The following is a 24,594-nucleotide window of genomic DNA, read 5'->3' on the forward strand; positions in this document are numbered from 1 at the left end:
TTTATGTACGAACCCTACCCTGTCCCTGAGTTAGCCAGCGAACATAAAAAATTCCGTTACAGCAGCTTATGGACATTTGCCAAGCAGGATTTGCGCCTGCTTGCTTTTTTTCTGCTTATTGCAAGCCTCATCGGTTTTGGCATTGGGTATTTCTGGATTTTTATCGGTATCGCATTTGCTGTATTTTTCTTGCTGCAATTGCGCTCACTGTATTTAGTCAATGACTGGATTTCTAACCGCCCTTATGATGTGCCGCCAAATTTAAATGGCATTTGGGGCGCATTGCTGTTCAATGTCTACCGCGCCCAGCGTCAGGAACGTATTGTTCAGGCGGAAATGGTCGGCTTGATCGACCGGGCACAGTCTTCACTGGTTGCTTTGGCTGAAGCTGTGGTGCTGATTGATGAAATGCATCAAATTGAATGGTGGAACCCTGCTGCGCAGCAGCTGCTGGGCTTTCAGGAACTGGACCGCGGACGCAATATTTTAACAATCTTGCGCCAGCCGAGCTTCATTGAATATTTCAACAATTTGAACATGGCGCCAGACGGCCTGAAAATGAAATCTTCAGTATTGGAAGATCATTATGTACAGGTCAAGCTGACCCGTTTTGGCGGCGAAAGCCGTTTGCTGGTGGCATATGACGTGACACGCATGCACAATCTGGAACAGATGCGCAAAGACTTTGTCGATAATATCTCGCATGAGCTGCGTACACCGTTAACCGTACTCAGCGGCTATATCGAAACATTCACCGACCAAGAAGACCTCAATCCGCGCTGGAAACGCGCGTTTGACCAAATGCAGGCGCAAACACGGCGCATGAATGCACTGGTCAATGACCTACTTTTGCTGTCACGCTTGGAAAATGAAAAGAAAATTGCTAAAAATCAGATCATTGAAATGCCAAGCCTAATGAATCAGCTGTATGACGATGCACATGCCTACAATGTCGATTATGGCCATACATTGAATTTAGAGATTGACAGCCACTGTGACCTGATTGGCTCAGATATTGAATTGGCCAGCGCTTTCAGCAACCTTATTACCAATGCCATTAAATACACACCTAAAGGCGGTACAGTGACCATTGGCTGGCATGATGATGGCGAACAAGGCTGTTTTACCGTTCAGGATACAGGCATCGGCATTGACCCCAAACATTTGCCGCGCCTGACTGAGCGCTTCTACCGTGTAGACAGTGCCCGCAGCCGTCAAACAGGAGGCACTGGCCTCGGTCTTGCCATTGTGAAACATGTACTTATGCAGCATCAGGCTTATTTAGAAATTGAGTCTAAAGAAAACCAAGGCTCTTTGTTTAAGGTCATTTTCCCTAAAGAACGCCTCTACCGCGTGAGTTAAGCAACATAAAAAATGGGCAGATGCCCGTTTTTTCATCTAATTGCGCTTTTCCAGCGCACGCTCTTTGGCTAATGCGCGCTGAAAAGCAGGCCTTGCCTGAATACGCGCTGCATAAGCATCAATATGTTTCCATTGTCCGCGCAAACGCTCCTGTACAGCCAGGACTGGAAAACTCATCTGAATATCGGCAAAACTAAAATTGCCTGCAGTAAATTCATACTGGCTGAAATGCTGTTCTAAAAACTGAAGATGTGCAGGCAAACGCTTTCCTACAAAACCGTCTCTTACCCCATCACAAATTTTTTTTGCAAAAGGGCGAACCAGCAAAGGCACATGGCTGGGCATTTTTTCCATCACCAATGTCATCACCAGCAACGGCATCAAAGAGGCTTCCGCATAATGCATCCAGTAACGGTACTGCTGCCGAAATTTCTCATCCGCGGGCTTAAATAATGATGCTGTATCAAACGTTTCCTGCAGATATTCTAAAATCACAGCAGATTCTGCAATCACTGCATCATCGTGCTGCAGCACTGGCGCTTTGCCCAGAGGATGCACGTATTTTAATTCAGGCGCCCCAGAATAGTCAGCCTGACGGCGGTAATACTTCAGCTCATAATCGAGCGCCAATTCCTCTAAAGCCCATAAAATTCGAAATGAACGGGATTTTTCCAAATGATGCAGCGTCAGCATATTTTAAGTCTCTCTTCGCATGTTTTTATAAATATTGCAGCGGCTGCCGCGCATAAAAAACGCTGGCAAAAGCCAGCGTTTTTTAGACAAGTGCTGTATGAATTTCAACACTGCGCAGCAAGGTTTTAGTCACAGGTGTTTTTGAACAAATGGCCAGCACCTTTTCCTGCATTTCTTCACTCATCGGCGAGCTGAAATGCAGACGGCGTTCAATCCACTCTTTGCCTTCACGGTTCGCATTAAACTCTGCTTCAACACGGAACTCGCCAAAATCTATTGCCTTATGCTGTGCATACATGCGCAAAGTAATCATGGTGCATGAAATCAAGCCAGTGCATATAAAATCATACGGCGCCAAACCTGTATCACCGCCGCCAAAAGATTCAGGCTTATCGGTCAGCAGCTGGTGCTTGCCGCTGCTGACTTGGCCTGACCATGGCGCTGGCAATGTATCTACTTGAGCTTTTGCAATCACACCCATTATTTATCCTCTTGCATTATTATTGTCCGTTCAGCGCGCTTATTTTGAAGCGTGCATTTTGTCTGGGAAAACTGGCGCTTCCAAACGCGGGCCATCATAGCTTGGAATGGAGCCAAAACGCTCATCTTCATTAATCCATTGCTCACGGGCAATGCACAGCTCTTCCTGCGTACGGCCTACAAAATTCCACCAGAGCAGAATTGGCGTTTCAAATGGTTCACCGCCCAGCAGCAGCACGCGGCTGTTGGCATGAATTTCAATATCTACATGCTCCAAGCCCGGCTCTAAGACCACCATATTATCTGCCGTCAATTCATGACCGTTAATATGCGCAGTCCCTTCTAAAGCCATAAAGCCATATTCGAATTCAGGATTAAGCGGCAAACGGCTGCGGACATTATCCTTTGCTTCCAAGTCAACACCAAGCAATTCTGTATGAACAGCCACCGGCGACTTAGTATTTAAATATTCACCAACCAATACCGTAATATCAATTCCATCCTGCTGGACTACAGGCAGCTCTGGATAATTTTGAAATGCCGGCTCAATATTCAGCTTGTCATCCGGCAATGCAATCCACAGCTGCGCCGCATGCATATGCGTTTCATTTTCTGGCGCAACTTCAGTATGCGAAATGCCTCGGCCTGCCGTCATCAAGTTCACTTGGCGCGGACGGATCAGCTGATTGGTCGTGCCTAGGCTGTCGCTATGCAGCATCGTTCCTTCAATCATCCACGTAAATGTCTGCAGGCCAATATGCGGGTGCGGACCGACATCCAGCCCTTCTCCTTGCGGAAAAACCACAGGGCCGGCATGATCTAAAAAGCACCATGCGCCAATCATACGTTTATGGCGGCTCGGCAGCGCACGCTTAATCACCGTGCCTTGCCCAATTTCAGCACTGCGCAGAGGGAAATTTTGAATAAACTGATTTACATATTTTTCACAGTCATCAGAATGTGAAAGTTCCGTATCATTGGTATTGCTCATGGTTCTATCCTGAAACGAGTGAATACTGAATTAAGCATATTTAATCCTATAGTAATGCCTGATCCTGCTGAAGCATATGCCTTCCTTAATATGCAGTATTGTAAAAATAGGACAATACTTTTTTTGTGAGCAAATTTTGACATTTGAACACCCGTGATTTTCCAGCCCGCAAATGCGTTCTTTGGGTACTTAAAAAAATTTAGCCCAGCCTTCAGACTAACGGTGTCCTAAAATAAAGATTTTTTACTGATTTTCGGCTAGTATTTACACACATATTGTTTAAAAAAATATCAAAATTCCCTGTTTTCAGGGAGTGCTTTTTTTTATAAAAGTTTTGATAATCAAAGATTGAATAAATCTTGCGTAGTGCAGGAACAATAATATGGCGTCAGCATCTCAGACTGAAGGCAGCCTTAATTCTAAGTCTTATGCTTCAGATCGGCATTTGCTCAGACCAGAAGAGCACAATGCAGCACACCGCAGTGTCATAGAGTTGGCGCTAGCTGACCCGCGGGCTCAAATTCCTGCATGCTTTCAAGCCTCTTATTTACGCTATCAATATTTTCAGCAGCGCCACTCGCTGATTCAAATCAACTACATCACCCAGCTGGTATTTCTGCTGTATTACTTTGCAGACATGCTGATTATTCCGGATATGCAGCTGTATTCCGCAAGCTTTCGGCTTGGCTTGGCCGCAGCAGTCATGAGCGCATGCTTTTTTCTGATCCGCTATAAACAAAATATTCTATGGGCTGACATCGTGCTCCCGATCGGCACTGTGTTCAGCATGGGACTGTGGATTTATATGCTGCTGCACTCCAACAGCCCGTGGACCGATCACTATCTGTTTGTTTCTGTGATATTCATCCTCATTGCCAATATGGGCGTGCAGGTTACATTTAAGCCCGCCTTTTATGCATCGGCCTGCATCGCTCTGATCGCAGCTTTTGGCGCAGCGGCCTTAATGACCTTTCCGCAAATGACCATTTTTGCATTAACCTTCAGCCCAATTTGCTTATTCAGCCTCTATATCAGCTGGAATAATACCTTAAATGGCAGACGCTCTTTCCTGCGCACGCTGCTGGATGAATGGTATTTAAATAATTTAAATGATCTAGCGCATACCGATGAACTGACTCAACTGTATAACCGCCGCCAGTTTGTTTATGCAGCGGAACATAAAATTCATGAATGGCCAACCTCCGCGGCCACTTGCCTGCTGATGTTTGATGTCGATCATTTTAAGAAGGTCAACGATACTTATGGTCATGATGTGGGTGACCAAGTGCTGCAGATTATTGCTAATACGGCCCGTAAAGAAATGCGTCACAACGATATTTTGGCGCGATTCGGCGGAGAGGAATTTATTGTCCTAATCCCAGAAACACAAATTGAAGACAGCTTGATGATTGCTGAGCGCATCCGTCAAAGCATTGCGCAAGAACAGCTGTACCTAAAGCCTGATATGAAATTGAAATTCACCGTTTCTATTGGAGTCGCCCAGCTGAACTCGCCGCAGCAAGACTTAGATGAGCTGATTAAACAAGCGGATATTGCACTCTACCAAGCCAAAGAACGCGGGCGAAACCGTGTTGTGCGCTATGATCCCTCTATGTCTGCTCCACCGGAAAAAATCAATCAGCATCCAGACCCTGCTGCCCTGCAGCGTATCCGTGATTTAAAAAACAATCCTTCGGGCGTCTCTATTCTTTGAGTAAATTTTCACCTATACTTTTTTTATACTGCATAACAGCAGTAAAAACCCAATAAAAATTGTGAATTCAATACTTTAGACAAACAAAATTGAATGAAAAAAATAGTACTCAATAAGAATGCAATGGAAGCGCCAATCATGCAATCATCCCAGCCGGCAGCGCCTTTTCCTGCACCCAAACGCGCATCATTTAGTTTTATTGATCTCTTTGCTGGCGTAGGCGGTTTCCGCATGGCAATGCAGCGCTTAGGCGGGCGCTGCGCGTTTTCCAGCGAATGGAATCTGAAAGCGCAGCAGACTTACCAAGCCAATTATGGCGATGCGCCTTTTGGCGATATTACCCATCCTGACACGAAAGCGCATATTCCTGCCCAATTTGATATTTTATGCGGCGGCTTCCCTTGTCAGGCCTTTTCTATTGCCGGTCACCGTAAAGGCTTTCAGGAAACACGCGGCACTCTTTTTTTTGAAGTTGCGGAAATTGCACGCAAACACCGTCCCAAAGCAATATTTTTAGAAAATGTAAAAAACCTGCTGACTCACGATAATGGCAATACCCTGCAAGTCATCTGCAATACATTACAGGAACTGGGTTACCACGTATCTCATCAGGTGCTGAACAGCATGACTCATGCCAACGTGCCGCAAAACCGCGCAAGAATTTTTATTGTGGCATTTGATCCTATTCAAGTACCGTGTTACCGCGAATTCAGTTTTCCAGAAGCGATTCCGCTGAGCAGCACCATTCATGATTTTTTAGAAAAAGGCCCTGTACAGGCAAAATACTATTATCCGCCTGAACATAGACACTATGCAAAAATGGCTGAGGGCGTCGTATCACGCGACACACTGTATCAGTGGCGAAGAGTATATGTTCGTGAAAATAAACGTAAAGTTTGCCCAACGCTGACAGCTAACATGGGTTCAGGCGGCCATAATGTGCCTTTAGTCAAAGATGCTTATGGCATTCGAAAACTCACACCCAAAGAATGCTTTGCTTTTCAGGGCTACCCTGTCGATCAGATGCGCTTTCCAGCCAAAATGGCCAATAGCTCGCTGTATATTCAGGCTGGCAACTCAGTGACAATGCCTTTAATTCAAAGGATTGGGGAGCAGATTTTAAAAGTGTTGGAAAAGCAGAGACATAAAAAAGCGGGATAATAAAAAAGAGCGCTGAGGCGCTCTTTTTTATTGAGAGTTAGAGATTCAATTGATAAATCCCTAACTGGCAGACATAGCCTTTGCCGTAAAACTGGCACGAAGCAATGCTTCATCGAATCCCAGTCTGCCTCAAGCATCGCTTTCGGCATAATTTAGGCAAGAAACGCTGTTTCTTGAAAGCCACCACTGCCGCGGGCACAGCCCTTGGCGTAAATTTGGCTAAAAGCTGTCGCTTTTAGAAAGCCCCAATTTACTCCCATTCAATCGTTGCTGGCGGTTTAGATGAAACGTCATAAACCACACGAGAAACATCTGCAATTTCATTCATGATACGGGTAGAAATCTTGTCTACTAGATCATAAGGAAGGTGTGCAAAACGCGCTGTCATGAAGTCAACCGTTTCAACTGCACGAAGTGCAACAACCCATGCATAACGGCGGCCATCCCCCACTACACCCACAGATTTCACAGGCTGGAACACGGCAAATGCTTGAGCCGTTTTGTCATACCAACCGCTTGCACGCAATTCCTGCATGAAGATGTCATCTGCTAAACGTAAAATGTCAGCATATTCTTTCTTCACTTCGCCAAGAATACGAACACCTAGACCCGGACCTGGGAATGGGTGACGGTAAAGCATTTCGTAAGGAAGACCTAAAGTTGTGCCTAAACGGCGAACTTCGTCTTTGAACAAGTCTCGGATTGGCTCAACCAATTCAAATGCTAAATCTTCTGGTAAACCGCCCACATTATGGTGCGATTTAATTACATGCGCTTTGCCGTTTTTAGTTGCAGCAGATTCAATCACGTCTGGGTAAATTGTACCTTGAGCAAGGAAGTTTACGCCGTCAAGCTTACGCGCTTCTTCAGCAAAGACTTCAATGAACTCACGGCCAATGATTTTACGTTTTTTCTCAGGATCAACTTCACCTTTAAGCGCAGTTAAGAAGCGCTCTTCAGCATCGGCACGGATCACGCGGATACCCATGTTTTTCGCAAACATGTCCATCACTTGCTCGCCTTCATTCAAACGAAGCAAACCGTTGTCTACAAATACACACGTCAATTGGTCGCCAATTGCACGGTGTAAAAGCGCTGCCACGACAGATGAGTCAACACCGCCAGAAAGGCCTAGAAGCACTTTTTGATCACCAATTTGCGCGCGGAGCTGTTCTACACGTAAATCGATAATGTTTTCAGAGTTCCAAAGGTTGCGGCAGCCGCAGATACCGTGAACGAAGTTAGACAGAATTTCTGCACCTTTAGCAGTGTGCGTTACTTCTGGGTGGAACTGAATGCCGTAAAAACGGCGCGCTTCGTCAGATACCATCGCAAATGGACAGCTTGGCGTACTTGCTGTGACTTTAAAGCCTTCTGGAATCGCAGTCACTTTATCGCCATGACTCATCCATACTTTCAGCTTGTCTGCAGAATCTTCAAGATCGCCAATGAGTTTGTCACGGACTTGAATATCAACTTCCGCATAGCCAAACTCATGCACATCGCCCGGCTCAACTTTACCGCCAAGCTGTTCAGACATGGTTTGCAAGCCATAGCAAATACCTAATACAGGCACGCCTAAGTTAAATACAACTTCTGGCGCGCGCGGGCTGCCTTCAGCGTAAACACTTTCTGGGCCGCCAGATAAGATAATACCGTTTGGATTAAATGCGCGAATGTCCTCTTCAGACATATCAAAAGCATACATTTCAGAATATACGCCAGCTTCACGTACGCGGCGTGCAATAAGCTGACTATATTGAGAACCGAAATCCAAAATCAGGATACGATCTTCGGTAATTTGAGTATTGGTAGTCATGACAAACAACTATGTAAGGCAAACGAAATAAGCGCGCTATTCTAACATTTTTCCGCGCATAACGCACATTATTCGGACAGGCCTATAAATATTCATTTTTTAACTGTTTTTTATTCAAATACGGCTCACATCCATAAGCAAGGCGCCAGCTGATTCCACATAGCAGGACGCCTATGATTACACTGATATTTTTAACCCGATTATTCAGTTAACTTTTCTATTTTCACGACTTCAATATCTGTCGGCTTATAGCGGTGCGTATCTACTTCACCTGCTACGCGGACCTTGTCTCCGGCCTGAACACCTGACGCTTTCCAGTCATCATCGTCAATATCCAATAAAATCAGTCCTGTTCCATCACTAAACTCATAATGATCTTGATTCAAATGCTTGACCAGCGTACCTGTCAGCGTAACAGCCGTTTCATCTTTTAACTGCTTCACTGCAGAAACCTGCACATGATTTTTTGCGGCTTCCTGCAATAAGGCCCGATCATCTTTGGCCCATGCACCCGCCGCACACAGCATTAAACTTACACCTATGACCGCTTTTAAACGTTTATTCATTTGAATCTCCAAAGCAATACAAGAACTTTATAAAAACAAATTAAATTCAGATGCTGGGTACACTATTTGTAAATACTGACATCCCCCCCCGCAGCAATAAAAATATAAGCCAGCATCACACGGGCAATTAAGCTCAGCAATGCCTGCGCTGCAGGAGGTTAAACAGCATTTTTTACATCCAGATTTGGATTAAGCATTTTGAAACGGCATTCTTTAAAATTGATTGATCGCGCTATGATAAAAAGATTAATCCGATGATTAAATCAGCAGACTTACAGCTGATCATCTTAAAAATAGAACGGCATTCAGTGAATTTATTTACTTTTTTATACTGACTTATACAGTGCAGACTGCTAGGATTCCTGCACACTTTTGCTTATATGTGCTTCATGGAACTGATTGATTTTATATTACATGTTGATGACCATCTGCTTGAATTCATCACCAACTATGGGGTCTGGATTTACGCAATTCTGTTCCTGATTATTTTTGTAGAAACTGGTCTCGTAGTGATGCCTTTTCTGCCGGGCGACAGCTTGCTCTTTGCTGCGGGCGCTTTAGCGGCCTCTACTGGCGCAATGGATCCATGGGTATTAGGTGTCTTGCTGTTTATTGCTGCTGTGCTGGGCGACACCCTAAATTATCACATTGGCAAATATATTGGCCCGCGTGTGTTTGAAATTGAATCACGTTTTATTAATAAACAGCACCTGATCAACACACAAAAGTTCTTTGAAAAACACGGCGGAAAAACCATTATTTTTGCCCGTTTTGTGCCTTTTGCCCGCACCTTTGCACCTTTTGTCGCAGGGGCAGGCCAAATGAACTATAAATTTTTCTTAACGTATAATCTCATTGGCGCATTCTGCTGGATTGGCTCATTTATTACGCTGGGTTATCTCTTTGGCAACATGCCAATTGTGAAAGATAATTTCACGCATCTCATCTTCGGTATTATTATTATCAGCGTACTGCCGGGCATTATTGGTTTTATCCGCCAAAAGATGAAAAACAAGACTGCTTAATGCCGTCTGCCGCGGCATTTAAATAAAGAATTGAATGACCACAGGCACTATGCACAGCACCAGCATCGCGGCCGATCCTTTATATAAGAGATCGGCTTTTATTTGCCTGCTCTCTCCTGCCAGAATTGCCCGCCCAAAAGACATCCAAAACATGGTGACCGGCAGCAGCACCAAACAGAATGCGCTAAAAACTAAAATAAAATTGGTTGGATTATCCCACGTGTTCATCGGCAAAATACCGGCAGCAAATAACAGCGCTTTGGGATTTTTTAAGGTCGAGAAAAACAGCTGGCGCGGGCGGATACTGGTATGACGCTGGCTATGCTGATACAAATGCTTCACTTTCCATAGATGAAACGCCAGCCAAAATACATAACCGACACTGACAATATGCAAAATGCTGATCAGATGCGGCCAAATAGGCGCACTCAGATGAATCAGCAGCGCCCATAAATTAATGGCATAAAAATATCCCAGAAATTCGGCAGGTATGAACAAACTGGTTTTGGCTGCCCCTTGCTGATGTGCTGAACTCGCCAATAATGCATTGGTCGGGCCCGGAGTCATCAATACAGCAATGACTGCTAATAAAAATAGCCAGCTTTCAATCATAAATTCCAGAAACTTGGATAAAACAAGGCAGACATTATCTGACATGATTGACAAAAAACAAGTACGTGCCCGATCAAAAAATAGAGTGCAGAGACCATTTACAGCATGCAAAAAACCAAATAAATGTCATGAAAATGAAATATAAACAGACCTTCATTAAAATATAAATAATTAATATTTATTATAATTTTTAAATTTATCTTTTTTGAAAAATCAAATGCAGCAAAGTGAAAACAAAGATGAATTGCCTACAAATTTTATTACATTTTAATCTGCCTGCCTGAACAAAAGCAGTTCAGAACAAGCAGATTCAAGACCGAAATCAGCTCTTCGGCTTGGTGCGGATCAGCATTGGGCAGCCTTTAAACTGGGCTGCCTGCAGTACTGCTTCCTGCTCGCCCATTACACGGGAAAGCTCTGTCTTTTTAGTATTAGAAGACTGGCCCATATTGACCGATACACTTGGGCCAAAACCCCAGCCGCCGCTGCTGCCCCAGCCGCCGCCAAGACCTAAGCCGACACCGACGCCTGTACGCTTCGGCGCTTGCACACCATTATCAATATATTGCTGAATACGCTTATATTCGCTTTGCAGCTGCTGACAATTGAAAGACTGATACTGTGCTGGCGACACATAAGTCGGCTTAACAGTCGTGGCACATGCGCTCAGCAGCAATGCGCTGCCTGCCAATAAGCTTAAATAAATCGCTTTCATGCTGTACTCAAAAATTATTTTTTCTCAATTTCATTGAACAATGATTGATAGGCCTGCGTCAATTTATGTTCTGCAGCTAAATGGATCAAGGGCTGATTTTTATGATGTGATTCTTTCATCAATACCGATGGCGGCAGCATATTTTCCAATACTGGCAAGCCTTCATCTTTCAGCTGCTGCACCACTTCCCGCGGCAATTTAGCCTGCGCTTGGAACTGATTGACCACAATTCCCTCAATTTCCAAGCGGTCATTATGATCATCTTGAGTCTCAATGACATTTTCAATTAAGCTCTGCAGCGCACGCTTGGAAAATACGTCACAGTCAAATGGAATTAATACACGGTCTGCAGCAATCAGCGCAGATAAAGTGAAAAAGTTAAAAGCAGGCGGCGTGTCAATAAACACACGGTCATAATGGCCGTCCAGCTGCTGCAGCGCATCACGCAATTTATAAATTTTATGTTTAGACTCTAGCGCATGCGCCAAAGCGCCAAGACTTGGACTGGCTGGAATAACATCCAAATTTTTGAATGGCGACTGATGGACATAACTGTCCAGACCTTTAGAGCGGCCCTTTAATATCGAACCAATAGCATTGCCCAATAAGCCTTTGCTTTGCTGCGCTCCCAGCACTTCTTCAAAATAATTTTCAATATTCGGCTCTAATGCAGGCTTGTCGGCTGAATACGTCGCATCATCACCCAGCAGATATTGGCTAGAATTGGCTTGCGGGTCTAAGTCAATCACCAGCGTTTTCAAACCTTGATGGGCGCTGATCGCAGCCAAATTCACCGTTATGCTCGATTTTCCCACCCCACCCTTTTGGTTAAAAACCACGCGAGTACGCATGCACTTCCCTCTTATTTTATTTTGTTTAAAGACAGGTCTCAGTCTACCTGAGACCTGATAGGCCTTTTCAGATTATGTCTGACAATTAGCCGAAATTAGGCTTTAACATAATCAAAACGATAATGGCAGCTAAAGATCCTGCAGCAATAAATAGGCCAGCACGGCGCTGCACCAGCAACATGCTGTCATCTTTACGGTAAGCTTTGCCCAATGATGACAGCAGCACAAGGAACAAAATTACTTTGGCATAGAACCAAGGTTCTGCATCAAAGTTTTTCATCCATAAAAGCACAATGCCAGTCAATGCAATCAGCGTCATTGCGCCATGCTGCAGCGCGACAAATAAGGTGCGCATTGCGGGGTTTGGCATATTGCCCTGCACCCCTTTAAATAACGTGAAAGCGCGTACAAATACTGCCAGACACGCCAGTGATGCACCCGTCATATGAACAATTTTAATCAGTAAATGTGTATCCATAATGACTTATTCCGCTTTTGGCGCATGTGCGCACTCTGGGCTAGGCGCTGCTTGACCTTGCCACTCTTCAGGCAAAAAAGCATGAATGGCTAAAGCATGAATATGACCCGGCCCAAGCAAATCTCCTGCAGCTGCATACACTTTTTGGTGACGCTGTACCAAACGCAAGCCAGCAAATGCTTCACTGACAATGACTGCTTTAAAATGTGATTCTTTGCCTGGGAAATAGCCGCCATGGCCTGAAGACTCATTCACCACTTCCAAATGACTCGGCGTTAACTGCTGTAAGCGTTCAATCAGCTGCTGTTCCAAACTCAAGAGACTGCTCCAAATATCAAATTGCGTTTATACACTTTGGAGTATACATGCTTCTGTCCGAGTTCAAACCGCTGCTATAAGTCAAAAAATGATCAATTTTAGCTTTTAAAAACATTTTTGGCCCAAAATTGTTTTTATTTTATGCAAACGATACAAGCTTTTGCACAAAGCTATTGACCCTCAAGGGCTTTACTGTATTATACACCGCTATGCGGGAATAGCTCAGTTGGTAGAGCACAACCTTGCCAAGGTTGGGGTCGGGAGTTCGAGTCTCCTTTCCCGCTCCAGATTTTTTTGTTTAGTTTTTTTATAAAAAATTATTCGACCCTGCGGGAATAGCTCAGTTGGTAGAGCACAACCTTGCCAAGGTTGGGGTCGGGAGTTCGAGTCTCCTTTCCCGCTCCAAATTCAAAAAGCCCCCATCGAAAGATGGGGGCTTTTTTATTGTTGATTTAATTAATGTTTTTTAATCTAATTAGAATTATTTACTAAAGCCTACTTATAAGTTTTATTAGTCACCTCTATCTTCGGTGACCAAGATGTGACCATTTTGTGCCACCACATTATAAATCACTTTAAATAACCTCAAATTTCACCAAATTATATGTACTTTATAACTCATCCAAAACCAAAAACTGGACCTAGAAAATAGAATTTTAGTTCAAGGTTTGAACTAATTTTCTTAAATTTGTGACCAATCAATTTTTTCATGTGACCATCGGTGACCAAAAAATTACAATAAAAAAGTGAGTTCTTTCACCATCGAAGTAATTATTCAAAAATATAATCGACCCGTTAATAAAAAATTTTAACGATCATCCTAATCATAGACTGAATTTGTGACCAACTGACATTTTGATGTGACCATCTGTGACCAAAATACAATGTATATTATTGATTATTTTCATTTTGTTTAAAAATTAATAAATCACCAACTTCTACATTTAAAGCCACACAAATCTTATCAATTGTCTCAAAATCAATTCTGACTGATTCATCGTTATAGAGCTTATGCAATGTAGATTTATTTATTCCTGTACTTCTAACTAAATCAGCTACTTTTAACTTTCGCTCAGCTAGTAAAACTGCCAAGTTTGAAATAATCATAAAATTTCCTACTTAAATGGTAAAAAGTACTTGTAAAGTCATAAAAATATGATAAATTACGCCTAAGGAATAATTTTTCCTAGTTACCTAGTAAAAATCAGAGGCTTTATTATGTCATATACCTATCTTACAGCCCAACAACTGGCTGAAAAAATTCAGTACGACGCTCGTACTATTCGCAACCAACTGAAGGATAGTGTCTTTATTGAAGGTGTGCACTACATCCGTCCTTTCGGTGGTCGTAAAATTCTTTTTGTTTGGGAACGCATTGAAACTGAAATGCTTAAATTTACTGGTTTAAGCATGGATGCTTTGCAATAAGTTTCAGGAGGTCTAACTGATGGCTACCATCCGAGAACGAAGCGGCAAACTGATTGCCGATTTCCGCTACATGGGCATTCGTTGCAGAGAAACAACCAATCTTGAAGACAACGCCTATAATCGTCGCATTTTGAAAAAACGTCTCGAACAGCTTGAAGCTGAAATTACTTTGGGAACTTTCGAATATGAAAAGTACTTCCCCAAAAGTAAACGTGTCGAGGAGTTTAAGGAAAAAAGAAGTCAGCAAATCGCTGTACAAACTAAAGTTCCTCTTTTTAAAGAGTTTACTGAATTATGGTTTAAACAAAAACAGATTGAGTGGAGAACATCTTATCAACATAAGGTTTCAATCATTATTAAAAATTATTTGATTCCTGCTTTTGGTAATCAGGTTCTCTCGAAAATCAAGAAGTCAGACTTGCTGAACTTCCGTGCTTCCCTCGCCAAAGTGACTCACGGAAAAGATCAGACAAGTCTAAAAGCATCGAGGATCAATCAAATCATGACGCCTTTACGTATGATACTCAATGATGCGGCTGAACGATACGAGTTTGAGTCGCCTTATAAAAATATTAACAATCTGAAGGAAAGCAAGATTGAAGTCACACCTTTTTCTCTGGAAGAGGTGCATAAAATTCTTACCACAGTGCGTGAAGACTTCCGCCCCTATTACACCATTCGCTTTTTTACGGGTATGCGTACCAGTGAAATCGATGGTCTACAATGGAAAAATATCGACTTACAGCGTCGTGAAATCCATATCAGAGAAGCGTTAGTGAATGGTGTACTTGGTGGAACCAAAACTTATGGTTCTGACCGCACGATCCAGATGAATGACCGGGTGTACCAAGCCTTTCTGCAACAGAAAAGCTTAAATAATGGTAAATCAGAGTTTGTTTTCTGCAATCGTGATGGTGGACCTCTCGATTATCGTCTGGTGAATAAACGTGTCTGGCATCCGATCTTGCGCTTTCTAGGATTGAAGTCTAGAAGAGCCTATCAAACACGTCATACAGCAGCAACACTTTGGCTGTCAGCAGGAGAAAATCCGGAATGGATCGCACGTCAATTGGGACATTCAACGACTGAAATGCTATTCCGGGTCTATAGCCGTTACATCCCCAATGTTACGCGCCGCGATGGCAGTGCATTTGAAGCCATGCTGGAAAAACTAAATACAAAGGAGCTTGCACATGAATAGTAAAGCTTTCTTTGGTGGTGTGGTCGTCAGCGCTGAAGCAGATATTGTCGCTCGTGAATTAATTCATGAGCTACAGATTCCCAAACTTCATAATCTGGCTTTTTTACTGGAAATCAATAAATGCTTCGATGATCACCAAGCATTAAGACTCTGGCTGCAGCGAATGCTGGATGAAGGGCAAGCCCATTACGATGACTTGGCCCAACAGGCCCGTCTCCGCTTAATGAGTCTCGCTCACTCATAAAACAAACATACAAGGTCATCCAATTGATGACCTTAGCCCCTCTATACCCATAAAAAGGTAAACCCATGCATAAAGATATTTCAATTTGGATGCCACTCTATATTGGCGACTTACAGGCAAAATTTGCACGAATGACTGCAGAGCAAATCGGTGCAGCACTGCTGTTAATGATGGATTTCTGGAAAAATGGTGCCATTCCTTATGACCTAGCTACTGTATGCAGCATTACAAAATTATCGCAACACACCAAGGCTAAAACTTTGTTGAATACGCTGATAGCCCTGGAATTGTTTGAAGTCAAATCTGAGCAGATTCATTCAAATTTTTTAACCAGTTTAAAAAGCCAAGCATTGCAAAATCAGCAAATGAAATCTGATAAAGCTAAAAATGCAGCTCAAGCACGTTGGGGTAAATCCGCAAGTAATGCTCAAGCATCAACCAAGCAACGAAAAGTAAATGCTCAAGCAGCTCCTGAGAAGAGCCCGAGTATTACTCAAGTCATGCTTGAATCATGCCCTTCATCTTCATCTTCATCTTCATCTTCATCTTCATCTTCATCTTCATCTTCAAACTTTGAAGAAAAAAATGAGGATTTTTTAGAAAGTTCCAAATGGATTTAGGAGAATAATCATGAATACCGTGCTTAAAACGCTCCAGTTTCGCGCAGAAACAACGGAAACAGCTTGCCCTACCCATCATATACCCCTAATGGAAATTGCTGGTCATAGGCTCTGTAAATTGTGTGCCAAAGAAACTGTCCAGTCGTCACATGCAACCTATGAGGACGAACTGCAACAGCGATTACTGCAGCAAAAAATTAAAAACTCAGGGCTCAATAAACGCTACCTGGATCGTGGCTTCAAGAATTATGTAGTTGCATGCCCTGCACAAGACAATACCATCAAGCTATGTCAGGCCTTTGCACAACAGATTATTTCTGACCACAACCCGAACATGTTGATGATTGGTACACCAGGTACAGGTAAAACCCATCTGAGTGCATCAATTATTCGTAACATTCTGCATAACAGTACAAAATCTGCACGCTACTATACCAGTGCAGAAATTGCTCAAAAAATGATGGATACTTGGTCAGATACTTCACGCTCTGAGAAAGAAGTCATCGACCATTTCTCCAGTTTTGATTTATTGGTGATTGATGAATATGGCCTGCATGACCGGCATGAAAAACGCCTAGAGATGGTGCATAAGGTCTTATATAGTCGTTATGACAATATGAAATCTACCCTGCTGATTTCCAATTTCACAGTCCAGAATATGCAGCGGGATTTAGGTGTCCGATTATGGTCACGATTACATGAAAACAATCTGATTATAGTACCGTGTTATTGGGATGACCGACGAATAAGCGGATAATCGTAACTCTCACTTAAGCCAATTATCTTGCTGAGATGATTGGCTTTCTTTCTAAAGATTCCCTATAAGGCCATCATGAGCAATGTCAAAACCAGGTTTATTACCGCCGCCGATCTCATGCTGCAACTCAGTACAGCCTATCAGCAAGGTAAATTGAGAACCTATATGCAACGCGTGATACTCGCCCCGAAATTATTGATTATCGATGAAATTGGTTATTTGCCCTTTGGACGTGAAGAAGCGAATCTGTTCTTTAACGTGATTGCCAAGCGTTATGAAAAAGGCAGTACGATATTGACGAGTAAATTACCATTTAGCCAATGGTCTAAGTCGTTTGAGGATGATGTCACGTTGACCGCTGCGATGTTAGATCGGTTATTGCATCACTGTCATGTGGTACAAATATCGAGTGAGAGTTATCGTTTGAAGGATAAAAAAAGAATAGGGATTCAGCCTCAGGTTGAAACTTAATACGAGATCAAAGGGGTCAATTTTACTTTGCCATTTGTAAGGTAAAAGGGGTCAATTTTAGAATGCCGTTGACACCGTTCTCTGCCACTGTCTTAGAAAGGGTGGAACAAATGCATACACCTAAAGAAGTAAAGCACCATTAAGGTGCTTTACTTCTTTGACAATTTAAAACCCCACATAAAACTTCTCAATCAACTGGCGTGTCTTGACCAGCAAATTGCTAAACACGTTCTCCCGTTCAAACAGCTTAACCTTATAGTTTGGCAAGTCTTTCAACTCTTCTTTACGTGGTAAGCGTTTAGTGAACTCATAATGCTCCAGAACCTGCTTCATCGCTTCTGGTTTCAGGTTTTCTTCTTTACAAAGATGCTGATAGGCCTGTTCTTTTTCAGCATCCCAGAATGCAGCAAAAGCCGTTTGGACGCTCTGCCCATTGATCATCTTCGGCATGTTATCTTCAATGAATTTTTGAATCAGGTCTTGCTTATCGTGCAAGCTAATATCGCTACTGATTAAGTCATAAATTTGCGCTTGGTACTTCTTACGCTTGTCCTCTGAGTCTGTATCAACAACAAGCTGTAGCAGGTTGATGATATAACCAACATTAATGCGATCACTATGCAGTAAATCCAGTTGAAAATCGACATCATCCAGTACCGATACTTTGTCTCTCTTGGTGGTCTTTCTAACGGCACGACATAGGTCAGCATACTTAGAGGCGAAGTTTGCAAAGTGCTGCTTATCAAGTTGTGTTTGGTCTTGATCGTATTCAATAAAAGTTTGTAATTGCGCGTTATAGCGCATCACTTCACGGAAGGCCTTAATAAATTCGAGTTGCTGTTCTTCAGTGACAAGATCATCGACTGATTGGTAATTGGGCGTTAAGGCAAACAATTTGCTCACCGCTGCTTGGTAATCCTGTTCGATTTCCGCATAGCTGGGAACAAGTACAATCTTGGTCGTTTCTTTATTGGAAAATAGTGCCAGTGCTTCATCTGTTGCACGTTTTAGGTTGCGGAAACAGATGATATTGCCAAATGGTTTTTTATCGTTATAGACACGGTTGGTGCGTGAGAATGCTTGAATCAAGCCATGATATTTTAGGTTTTTATCGACATACAAGGTATTTAACGGCTTAGAGTCAAAGCCCGTGAGGAACATATTGACCACAATTAGAATATCAATCTGTCTGTTTTTTACGCGCTGTGCAATGTCGCGGTAGTACGCATAAAATTGATCACCAGAATTGTAGTTGGTTTTAAACTGTCGGTTGTAATTGGCAATGTAGCGATCCAGCTTATCCCGACTGGATGAATTGACCTGAGTTGGAATATCTGCGGCTTCTTCATGAATTAAGCCATTTAAGTCATCAGTCGGTACAGCCTCATTTGCCGCATAAGAAAAGATAGTGGCAATGGTCAACGGTTTAAATATCCGACCTTGTGCTTCATCTTCAATTTGCTTTTCAGCCTGCACCTTTTCAAAGAGGTCGTAATATTGGGTCAGTGTTTCGACCGAACTGACACAGAACATTGCGGTAAATTCACGATTACGGGTTTTGGTATCGTGGATATTGACAATGTAGCGGGCAATCATTTCTAGGCGTTGCGGGTTGTCATACAGTTCTTTGGTATCGATGCCTTCTACATCTTCCTCATAACTTTCATTCGTCGCCATGCCTTTGGCGGTGTATTTGCCACGATAATCAATCTGGAACTGCAAGACGTTACGGTCGCGGATGGCATCGACAATCACGTATTTATGCAAACACGCATTAAACAGGTAATCTGTGGTGAGTTTTAAACCTGCTTTGCTTTGGCTGTTCTTTTCAAAAATAGGCGTACCAGTAAAACCAAACATCTGCGCATTACTAAAGAATTTTTTGATGTTTTGATGGGTATCACCAAATTGGCTACGGTGACACTCATCAAAGATAAACACCACTTTTTTATTTTTAAGATAATCAATCGATTCTAAATAACGGTCGGTACTGATGGCTCGATTGAGTTTTTGGATGGTGGTCACAATCAGTTTGTCATGACGTTGATCCAGCTGTTTCACCAAGGTCGATGTATTATCAGTGCTGTCGACGCTTTCGGCTTTAAAAGCATTAAATTCGCGTGAGGTTTGCGTGTCGAGGTCGTTACGATCCACCACAAACAGGACTTTTTCCACATCAGGCATTTGCATGATGATCTGACTGGCTTTAAATGAAGTCAGGGTCTTGCCTGAACCTGTAGTGTGCCAGATATAGCCGTTCTGATTGGAGTTTTGCACATGCTGCACAATTTTCTGTACTGCATAAATCTGATAGGGACGCAGCACCATCAGGCTTTTGGTGGTTTCTAGCAGTACCATGTACTGGGTCAGCATTTGGGTCAGATGCTGCTGATTGAGAAAAGCATCTGCAAAGTCGACAATTTCATTGATGTGTTTATTGCTGACATCCGCCCAGGGAAAGGCAAACTCGATGCCTGTGGTGCCGTTGGAGTAATAGCGGGTATTGGCACCATTACTAATCACAAACAACTGAATAAAACCAAATAATCCTTGCCCTGCCCAATAGGCTTCACGAATATAGCGTTGCGTTTGATTAAAGGCTTCGGCGATTTCCATACCGCGTTTTTTCAGCTCGATCTGTACCAAAGGAAAACCATTGACCAGTAAGGTCACATCAAAACGGCTGGTTCTGCCATTATAGTCGCGGTGGTCGATGGTGATTTGATTGGTGACCTGATAAATATTTTTGCTTGGATCATCAGACAGGAAAAAAAGATGTTTACTGGTACCATCATCAAATTTGACTGGGAACAGATCACGCAGATTCTTGGCGCGTTCAAACACTGTGCCCGTGTTCAAAAAACTGATGACCTGTTTCCATTCCGTTTCTGACAGAGGCGCTAGTCCATTGGCGCGTTCGACTTGGGTTTTGAGATTAGACAGTAGTTGGCGTTCATCCTTGATGGTAACGGTTGCATATCCTAGCCCTTGCAGTTGTGCAATCAGTTCATTTTCAAGTTGATATTCGCTTTGTACTGTCATTTCACCCTCTACTCTCTAAATTCTTATTCGCTTTATATTCAATATACTGATTTATCTTAAAGTTTTTTCAATCACATCTAACAAACTTGCTTTCTCCAAAATCAAATCTCGAATCGCTTCAAAATTATTTTCAGGTGCTCGCCAGTAGATACATAACCAGCGTTCGGTACCACCTTTATATTTTTCAATTTTCCAGTTGAGGTAGCGTGAATCATCGTTGCATTTCAAAATAGAAAATGCTTGCTCCTCTAATGCTTCTGGTAAATTCAAAATATAAGTTGTCACATCGAATACTGTTCCACCTTGATGCTCTTTAATAAATAAAGTGGTATTGGTTAAGTTATTCCACGCATCGTTATAAAAACGAATCCCTCCCCATGATTCATATTTGTTTTTAGAGATATAACTATCAATGGATTGATTAAGAAGCTGACTGATACTATCGACAACTTCCTGAATAGTATTTGTTTTCAGCTTTTGCAACTCTTGTATTTCTTGATAATGATCAAAAATAAATTGGATACGGTTCATATCTAGATTCTGTATACGATAATAACTTTCAAGATGCAGCAAAAACTCACGTGCAAACAAATTCCATTTATTCATGGGATTCGTCATCATTTGTTCTGCAAGGTAAGGTCGGACAGCATTCACTAATTGTTGGTAGGAAATACCGAACCAATTTTGGGCTTCACTTTTACCAGAGATGCTGAGTATCAAGCCAAGGATAGTTTTGTCTTTTGAGCGTGTTTGAGCATATTTCACATAGTCATCAAATGGATTGTTTTGATGATGGTAAATTTTAGCTTCCAGTAAAATAAGATGCGTATCGGTATCAATCATTAGGTCGATACGATTGCTGTTATGTGTAACGCATTCTCGCTCCAAGTTTTCCACTTGACCTAAACTAGAATTCTCTAGGGTGCTCATTCCTACCACAACATCACTAAAGCCTTTCCAGAACACCTCTCCAAACTCATGGGATTCTTGAGGGTTTAAGAAAAATTCAAGCAATTCAGTGGTGGGATTTTCGTAATGGTTACGAATCGCAGTATCGAAAAAAGTTTTTTCTCGCGGAATCGCTTTAAACTTTTTTGCAGAATCTAAAAGTTGTGTGAAATGTTCAAAAGGTGAGGTTGCTAAATTCACTATATCCCCCTACACAAACATCTGCTGCAACAAGCCTTTTTTCCAAGTTTTAGCCTGTTCAATTTGCTCTGCCACGACTTCAATTTTTTGGTCGATAGAGGACAAGAAGTTTGCTATTTTGGTTTGTTCTTCAAGACAAGGGATTGTTAAAACCAGCTCTGATAATTTAGAGAAATACATATAGGTTCTTGAACCACCTTGTTTTTGCATGATTGCAAAATTCTTAAATTCTTGTCCTTCATTTAAAATAGTCTGCAAAAAATATTTATTTAAATGCTCGTCTTTTACTGTAAACACAGGATAAAGAGTACTCACAATACCTTTAGGACAAATTGTATTAATATTGAATTTGAATACTAAATCATCTGACATGTGTCGATAAGTAAAATAATCATATGGAACAACGTTATATCCTGTAGTGTCTGCACTTGCTACATCTTGCCCCGCAAAATAATCCTTTTGAAAGTAAATACCGTGTCTAGATGAAGTAAGCACTGGATATTGATTATTAAATTCTGTTTTTTCGTCATGCTTAATTAGCAAGCTTCCAAGCTTCACTTTTTCCCACTCCCCAAACTCACTCCCATCATCCGCTTTAAAACGAATTTGCTGACTAAAGAGCTTTTGCATCATGCCTTGTTTATATTGGCTCAGCAGCGCATGTTTTTGCGTGAGTTGGCTAATCTTTTCATCCACTTTTGATAGAAAAGAGGCGATTTTGGTTTGTTCTTCTTTTGAAGGTGGAAAATGAAAATCAATTGAGCGAATAGCTTGAAAATTCAACCCTTCTCTACCACCACCAGCTTGCTTAGACTGAATTGCATTTTGCCCATTTTCAGAACTTAAAAATGATTGAACAAAAATAGGATCATCATTGGGTGTACGAATAATACAGACGTGCTGATTGACATTAGCTTCAGTGAAATAGTGTGGAACAACACAACTACGACCAATAGAAGCACCCGTGATATTGAGCAAAATATCATTTGCTATGACTTTGCTTCCTGACATTTTTACATGAGTTTCTTCAGGGATATAAGCGACATCATCTAGAAGAAGTTGGTCATTATTAACGTTTTGGCTTCTAATAAATATAATACCATGATCGGTATATGCTTCTGCACCACCTCTTGGTGTACTGCCACTACCAACCTTCGATGCAATATTTCCAATTTTCTTATTTGACCAATCCCCATCAAACTCTTTAAATCGTAACTTAGGTACAGACATTACTTCACCTCCGCAAACGGCGAAGCAATCCCTAGCTCATTGCAGAAATCTGCAATGATGGCATCGGTTTTTTGGCTGTCGTGTTCCAATGCTTGAAGCTGTTTTGCAATCGCATCTAAATCTATCTCGGCTTCCGCTTCAAAGGTATCCACATAACGTGGAATATTCAGGTTGTAATCGTTATCTTTGACTTCTTGCAAGGTCGCGACATGCGCATATTTTTCAATATTTTCACGCTGTTCAAATGCCGCAACAATCTTATCCAAATGCTCAGGCAATAACTTGTTTTGGTTCTTCTGCTTTTCAAAATCATTGCTGGCGTCAATAAACAGAATATTGCCGCTCTGCTCACGGTTTTTCTTCAACACCAAAATACAGGTCGGAATAGACGTGCCATAGAATATATTGGCGGGTAAACCAATAATCGCATCCACCACGTTCAACTGTTCAATCAAATACTGACGAATCACGCCCTCACTCGAACCACGGAACAAGACGCCATGCGGTAACACCACCGCCATGGTGCCATTGTCATCCAGTTGATACAGCATGTGCTGTACAAAAGCCATATCGGCTTTAGAGCTTGGCGCCAGTTTGCCATACGCAGCAAAACGTTCATCTTGTAAAAATAACGGATCGGCAGACCATTTTGCAGAGAATGGAGGATTCGCCACCACCGCATCAAACCTTTTATCCAAATGCTGCGGACGGGTTAAGGTATTTTCCTGCTTGATGTCGAACTTGGCAAAATGCACATCATGCAGAATCATGTTCATGCGGGCCAAGTTGTAGGTGGTACGGTTCATTTCCTGACCGTAAATCATATCGACATCTTTCACTTCACGTTTTACCCGAAGCAATAACGAACCTGAACCACAAGTCGGGTCATAGACTGAACGTAAACGGTCTTTGCCTTGGGTGACAATCTTTGCCAATAAAGTCGATACCGTTTGTGGGGTATAGAATTCCCCTGCTTTTTTGCCCGCGCCTGAGGCAAATTCACCAATCAGGTACTCGTAAGCATCACCCAGTACATCGGCTTCGGTATTACTAATATCAAAATCAATATCATCTAAATGACTGAGGACTTTCGCCACCAGTGCATTACGGTCACTGGCATTATTGCCGAGCTTGGTCGAGTTTAGATCCAAATCTTCAAACAGGTTGGCAAAGTCATCGGCAGAGTCGGTGCCTAAGGTGCTTTGTTCAATCGATTTTAAGGTCGCAGTTAAATCATCCAAAATGAATTCGCCCTGACGACCACGCTCGGCTAAGGTATGGAATAGCTGTTTTGGTGTGAGCGCATAACCGACTTCGGCAATGGCATTCTTTTTAATTTCTTCGATATACGGTACATGCTCAGCATTATTTTCATCTAATTCTAAAAAGCTGAGGTCTTCGCCATCGAGCAATTCATTGGCAAAGTTCACCGATTTTTCTGATAAATATTTAAAGAAAATAAAACCCAGAATGTAATCACGGAATTCATCGGCGCCCATGGTACCACGCAAAGTATTGGCAATATTCCAAAGTTGTTTTTGTAATTGTTGCAGTTGTACTTGGGTCATTGTTATAGAAGTCCAAATAAGTAAATCATTAATAAAAATGATTTTACCTAAAATTCTAAATCATGCAGCAGTAAAAAATGGAAAAGGACATAAATTGTC

The 24,594-nt window shown here is 42.2% G+C and carries 23 protein-coding genes, 2 tRNA genes and 3 pseudogenes; 12 read left to right on the forward strand and 16 right to left on the reverse strand.

Annotated features, from left to right (window positions below; all coding sequences use genetic code 11):
* Positions 1–3 precede the first annotated feature (3 nt).
* Positions 4–1,362, forward strand: a complete 1,359-nt coding sequence (gene phoR / locus D7V32_RS10345; protein WP_120402806.1) for a phosphate regulon sensor histidine kinase PhoR — start codon at positions 4–6, stop codon at positions 1,360–1,362.
* Positions 1,363–1,398: 36 nt separating this feature from the next.
* Here the strand turns inward: phoR and D7V32_RS10350 are convergent, their stop codons facing one another.
* The 3 genes from D7V32_RS10350 to D7V32_RS10360 all read right to left on the reverse strand — a co-directional run bounded on the left by D7V32_RS10350 (position 1,399) and on the right by D7V32_RS10360 (position 3,526).
* Positions 1,399–2,055 carry a glutathione S-transferase family protein gene (locus D7V32_RS10350; protein WP_120402807.1) on the reverse strand — a complete coding sequence of 219 codons (657 nt, stop codon included), beginning with the start codon at positions 2,053–2,055 and terminating at the stop codon, positions 1,399–1,401.
* A gap of 82 nt (positions 2,056–2,137) precedes the next feature.
* Positions 2,138–2,536 (reverse strand): OsmC family protein, encoded by a 399-nt coding sequence (locus D7V32_RS10355; protein WP_120402808.1) that lies wholly within the window; start codon positions 2,534–2,536, stop codon positions 2,138–2,140.
* A 39-nt stretch (positions 2,537–2,575) separates the two neighbouring features.
* Positions 2,576–3,526, reverse strand: coding sequence for a pirin family protein (locus D7V32_RS10360; RefSeq protein ID WP_120402809.1), 951 nt, complete (start codon positions 3,524–3,526; stop codon positions 2,576–2,578).
* Between the two features lie 382 nt (positions 3,527–3,908).
* Between D7V32_RS10360 and D7V32_RS10365 the strand changes: the two genes are divergently transcribed.
* Together D7V32_RS10365 and dcm are read left to right on the forward strand one after the other, a co-directional pair.
* Positions 3,909–5,240 carry a GGDEF domain-containing protein gene (locus tag D7V32_RS10365; RefSeq protein ID WP_120402810.1) on the forward strand — a complete coding sequence of 444 codons (1,332 nt, stop codon included), beginning with the start codon at positions 3,909–3,911 and terminating at the stop codon, positions 5,238–5,240.
* Positions 5,241–5,333: 93 nt separating this feature from the next.
* On the forward strand, positions 5,334–6,401 hold the full coding sequence (dcm, locus tag D7V32_RS10370; protein WP_228200205.1) for a DNA (cytosine-5-)-methyltransferase: 1,068 nt from the start codon (positions 5,334–5,336) through the stop codon (positions 6,399–6,401).
* 250 nt (positions 6,402–6,651) lie between these two features.
* On the opposite strand, the gene guaA is transcribed toward dcm, so the two are convergent.
* Positions 6,652–8,220, reverse strand: a complete 1,569-nt coding sequence (guaA, locus tag D7V32_RS10375; RefSeq protein WP_120402811.1) for a glutamine-hydrolyzing GMP synthase — start codon at positions 8,218–8,220, stop codon at positions 6,652–6,654.
* Positions 8,221–8,420: 200 nt separating this feature from the next.
* Positions 8,421–8,786, reverse strand: a complete 366-nt coding sequence (locus D7V32_RS10380) for a NirD/YgiW/YdeI family stress tolerance protein (RefSeq protein ID WP_120402812.1) — start codon at positions 8,784–8,786, stop codon at positions 8,421–8,423.
* Between the two features lie 389 nt (positions 8,787–9,175).
* Between D7V32_RS10380 and D7V32_RS10385 the strand changes: the two genes are divergently transcribed.
* Positions 9,176–9,811: a DedA family protein gene (locus D7V32_RS10385; RefSeq protein WP_120402813.1), complete on the forward strand. Its 636-nt coding sequence runs from the start codon at positions 9,176–9,178 to the stop codon at positions 9,809–9,811.
* A gap of 18 nt (positions 9,812–9,829) precedes the next feature.
* Here D7V32_RS10385 and D7V32_RS10390 read toward each other — a convergent pair whose 3' ends face one another.
* The 5 genes from D7V32_RS10390 to D7V32_RS10410 all read right to left on the reverse strand — a co-directional run bounded on the left by D7V32_RS10390 (position 9,830) and on the right by D7V32_RS10410 (position 12,785).
* Positions 9,830–10,423, reverse strand: a complete 594-nt coding sequence (locus D7V32_RS10390; RefSeq protein WP_120402814.1) for a LysE family translocator — start codon at positions 10,421–10,423, stop codon at positions 9,830–9,832.
* A 322-nt stretch (positions 10,424–10,745) separates the two neighbouring features.
* Positions 10,746–11,138, reverse strand: coding sequence for a hypothetical protein (locus D7V32_RS10395; RefSeq protein ID WP_120402815.1), 393 nt, complete (start codon positions 11,136–11,138; stop codon positions 10,746–10,748).
* Between the two features lie 14 nt (positions 11,139–11,152).
* Positions 11,153–11,989, reverse strand: coding sequence for a ParA family protein (locus D7V32_RS10400; protein WP_120402816.1), 837 nt, complete (start codon positions 11,987–11,989; stop codon positions 11,153–11,155).
* Between the two features lie 85 nt (positions 11,990–12,074).
* Positions 12,075–12,467 (reverse strand): SirB2 family protein, encoded by a 393-nt coding sequence (locus D7V32_RS10405; protein ID WP_120402817.1) that lies wholly within the window; start codon positions 12,465–12,467, stop codon positions 12,075–12,077.
* 6 nt (positions 12,468–12,473) lie between these two features.
* Entirely contained in the window at positions 12,474–12,785 is a 312-nt protein-coding gene (locus D7V32_RS10410; RefSeq protein ID WP_120402818.1) for a BolA family protein, read from the reverse strand.
* Between the two features lie 211 nt (positions 12,786–12,996).
* On the opposite strand from D7V32_RS10410, the gene D7V32_RS10415 reads away from it, so the two are divergent.
* Positions 12,997–13,072: transfer RNA gene (locus tag D7V32_RS10415), tRNA-Gly, on the forward strand.
* Between the two features lie 42 nt (positions 13,073–13,114).
* Positions 13,115–13,190: transfer RNA gene (locus D7V32_RS10420), tRNA-Gly, on the forward strand.
* Between the two features lie 486 nt (positions 13,191–13,676).
* Here the strand turns inward: D7V32_RS10420 and D7V32_RS10425 are convergent.
* Positions 13,677–13,892, reverse strand: a complete 216-nt coding sequence (locus tag D7V32_RS10425) for a helix-turn-helix domain-containing protein (protein WP_106985268.1) — start codon at positions 13,890–13,892, stop codon at positions 13,677–13,679.
* Between the two features lie 111 nt (positions 13,893–14,003).
* On the opposite strand from D7V32_RS10425, the gene D7V32_RS10430 reads away from it, so the two are divergent.
* The 6 genes and pseudogenes from D7V32_RS10430 to D7V32_RS10455 form a co-directional block, all read left to right on the forward strand.
* Positions 14,004–14,213 carry a hypothetical protein gene (locus D7V32_RS10430; protein ID WP_000122748.1) on the forward strand — a complete coding sequence of 70 codons (210 nt, stop codon included), beginning with the start codon at positions 14,004–14,006 and terminating at the stop codon, positions 14,211–14,213.
* 19 nt (positions 14,214–14,232) lie between these two features.
* Positions 14,233–15,414 (forward strand): site-specific integrase, encoded by a 1,182-nt coding sequence (locus tag D7V32_RS10435; protein WP_120402819.1) that lies wholly within the window; start codon positions 14,233–14,235, stop codon positions 15,412–15,414.
* Positions 15,407–15,658: a hypothetical protein gene (locus D7V32_RS10440; RefSeq protein ID WP_120402820.1), complete on the forward strand. Its 252-nt coding sequence runs from the start codon at positions 15,407–15,409 to the stop codon at positions 15,656–15,658. Before D7V32_RS10435 ends, D7V32_RS10440 begins: the two co-directional genes overlap by 8 nt.
* 65 nt (positions 15,659–15,723) lie before the next feature.
* Positions 15,724–16,278: a DUF1376 domain-containing protein gene (locus tag D7V32_RS10445; RefSeq protein ID WP_120402821.1), complete on the forward strand. Its 555-nt coding sequence runs from the start codon at positions 15,724–15,726 to the stop codon at positions 16,276–16,278.
* A 10-nt stretch (positions 16,279–16,288) separates the two neighbouring features.
* A complete protein-coding gene (locus D7V32_RS10450; RefSeq protein WP_120402822.1) occupies positions 16,289–17,035 on the forward strand; it encodes an ATP-binding protein in 747 nt (248 codons plus the stop codon).
* Positions 17,036–17,086: 51 nt separating this feature from the next.
* Positions 17,087–17,506: pseudogene (locus tag D7V32_RS10455) on the forward strand (ATP-binding protein); the annotation flags it as partial.
* A gap of 165 nt (positions 17,507–17,671) precedes the next feature.
* On the opposite strand, the gene D7V32_RS10460 reads toward D7V32_RS10455, so the two are convergent.
* From D7V32_RS10460 to D7V32_RS10475, 5 genes and pseudogenes are all read right to left on the reverse strand, one after another.
* Positions 17,672–20,548: a type I restriction endonuclease subunit R gene (locus D7V32_RS10460; RefSeq protein WP_120402824.1), complete on the reverse strand. Its 2,877-nt coding sequence runs from the start codon at positions 20,546–20,548 to the stop codon at positions 17,672–17,674.
* 51 nt (positions 20,549–20,599) lie between these two features.
* Positions 20,600–21,697 (reverse strand): PD-(D/E)XK nuclease family protein, encoded by a 1,098-nt coding sequence (locus tag D7V32_RS10465; RefSeq protein ID WP_120402825.1) that lies wholly within the window; start codon positions 21,695–21,697, stop codon positions 20,600–20,602.
* A 9-nt stretch (positions 21,698–21,706) separates the two neighbouring features.
* Positions 21,707–22,393 (reverse strand): annotated as a pseudogene (locus tag D7V32_RS17845) (restriction endonuclease subunit S); the annotation flags it as partial.
* A 27-nt stretch (positions 22,394–22,420) separates the two neighbouring features.
* Positions 22,421–22,927 (reverse strand): annotated as a pseudogene (locus tag D7V32_RS17850) (restriction endonuclease subunit S); the annotation flags it as partial.
* On the reverse strand, positions 22,927–24,495 hold the full coding sequence (locus D7V32_RS10475; protein WP_120402827.1) for a type I restriction-modification system subunit M: 1,569 nt from the start codon (positions 24,493–24,495) through the stop codon (positions 22,927–22,929). The gene D7V32_RS10475 and the pseudogene D7V32_RS17850, both read right to left, overlap by 1 nt.
* Between the last annotated feature and the right edge of the window lie 99 nt (positions 24,496–24,594).

Origin of the sequence: Acinetobacter tianfuensis, assembly GCF_003611465.1 — a bacterium.
Classification (GTDB): domain Bacteria; phylum Pseudomonadota; class Gammaproteobacteria; order Pseudomonadales; family Moraxellaceae; genus Acinetobacter; species Acinetobacter tianfuensis.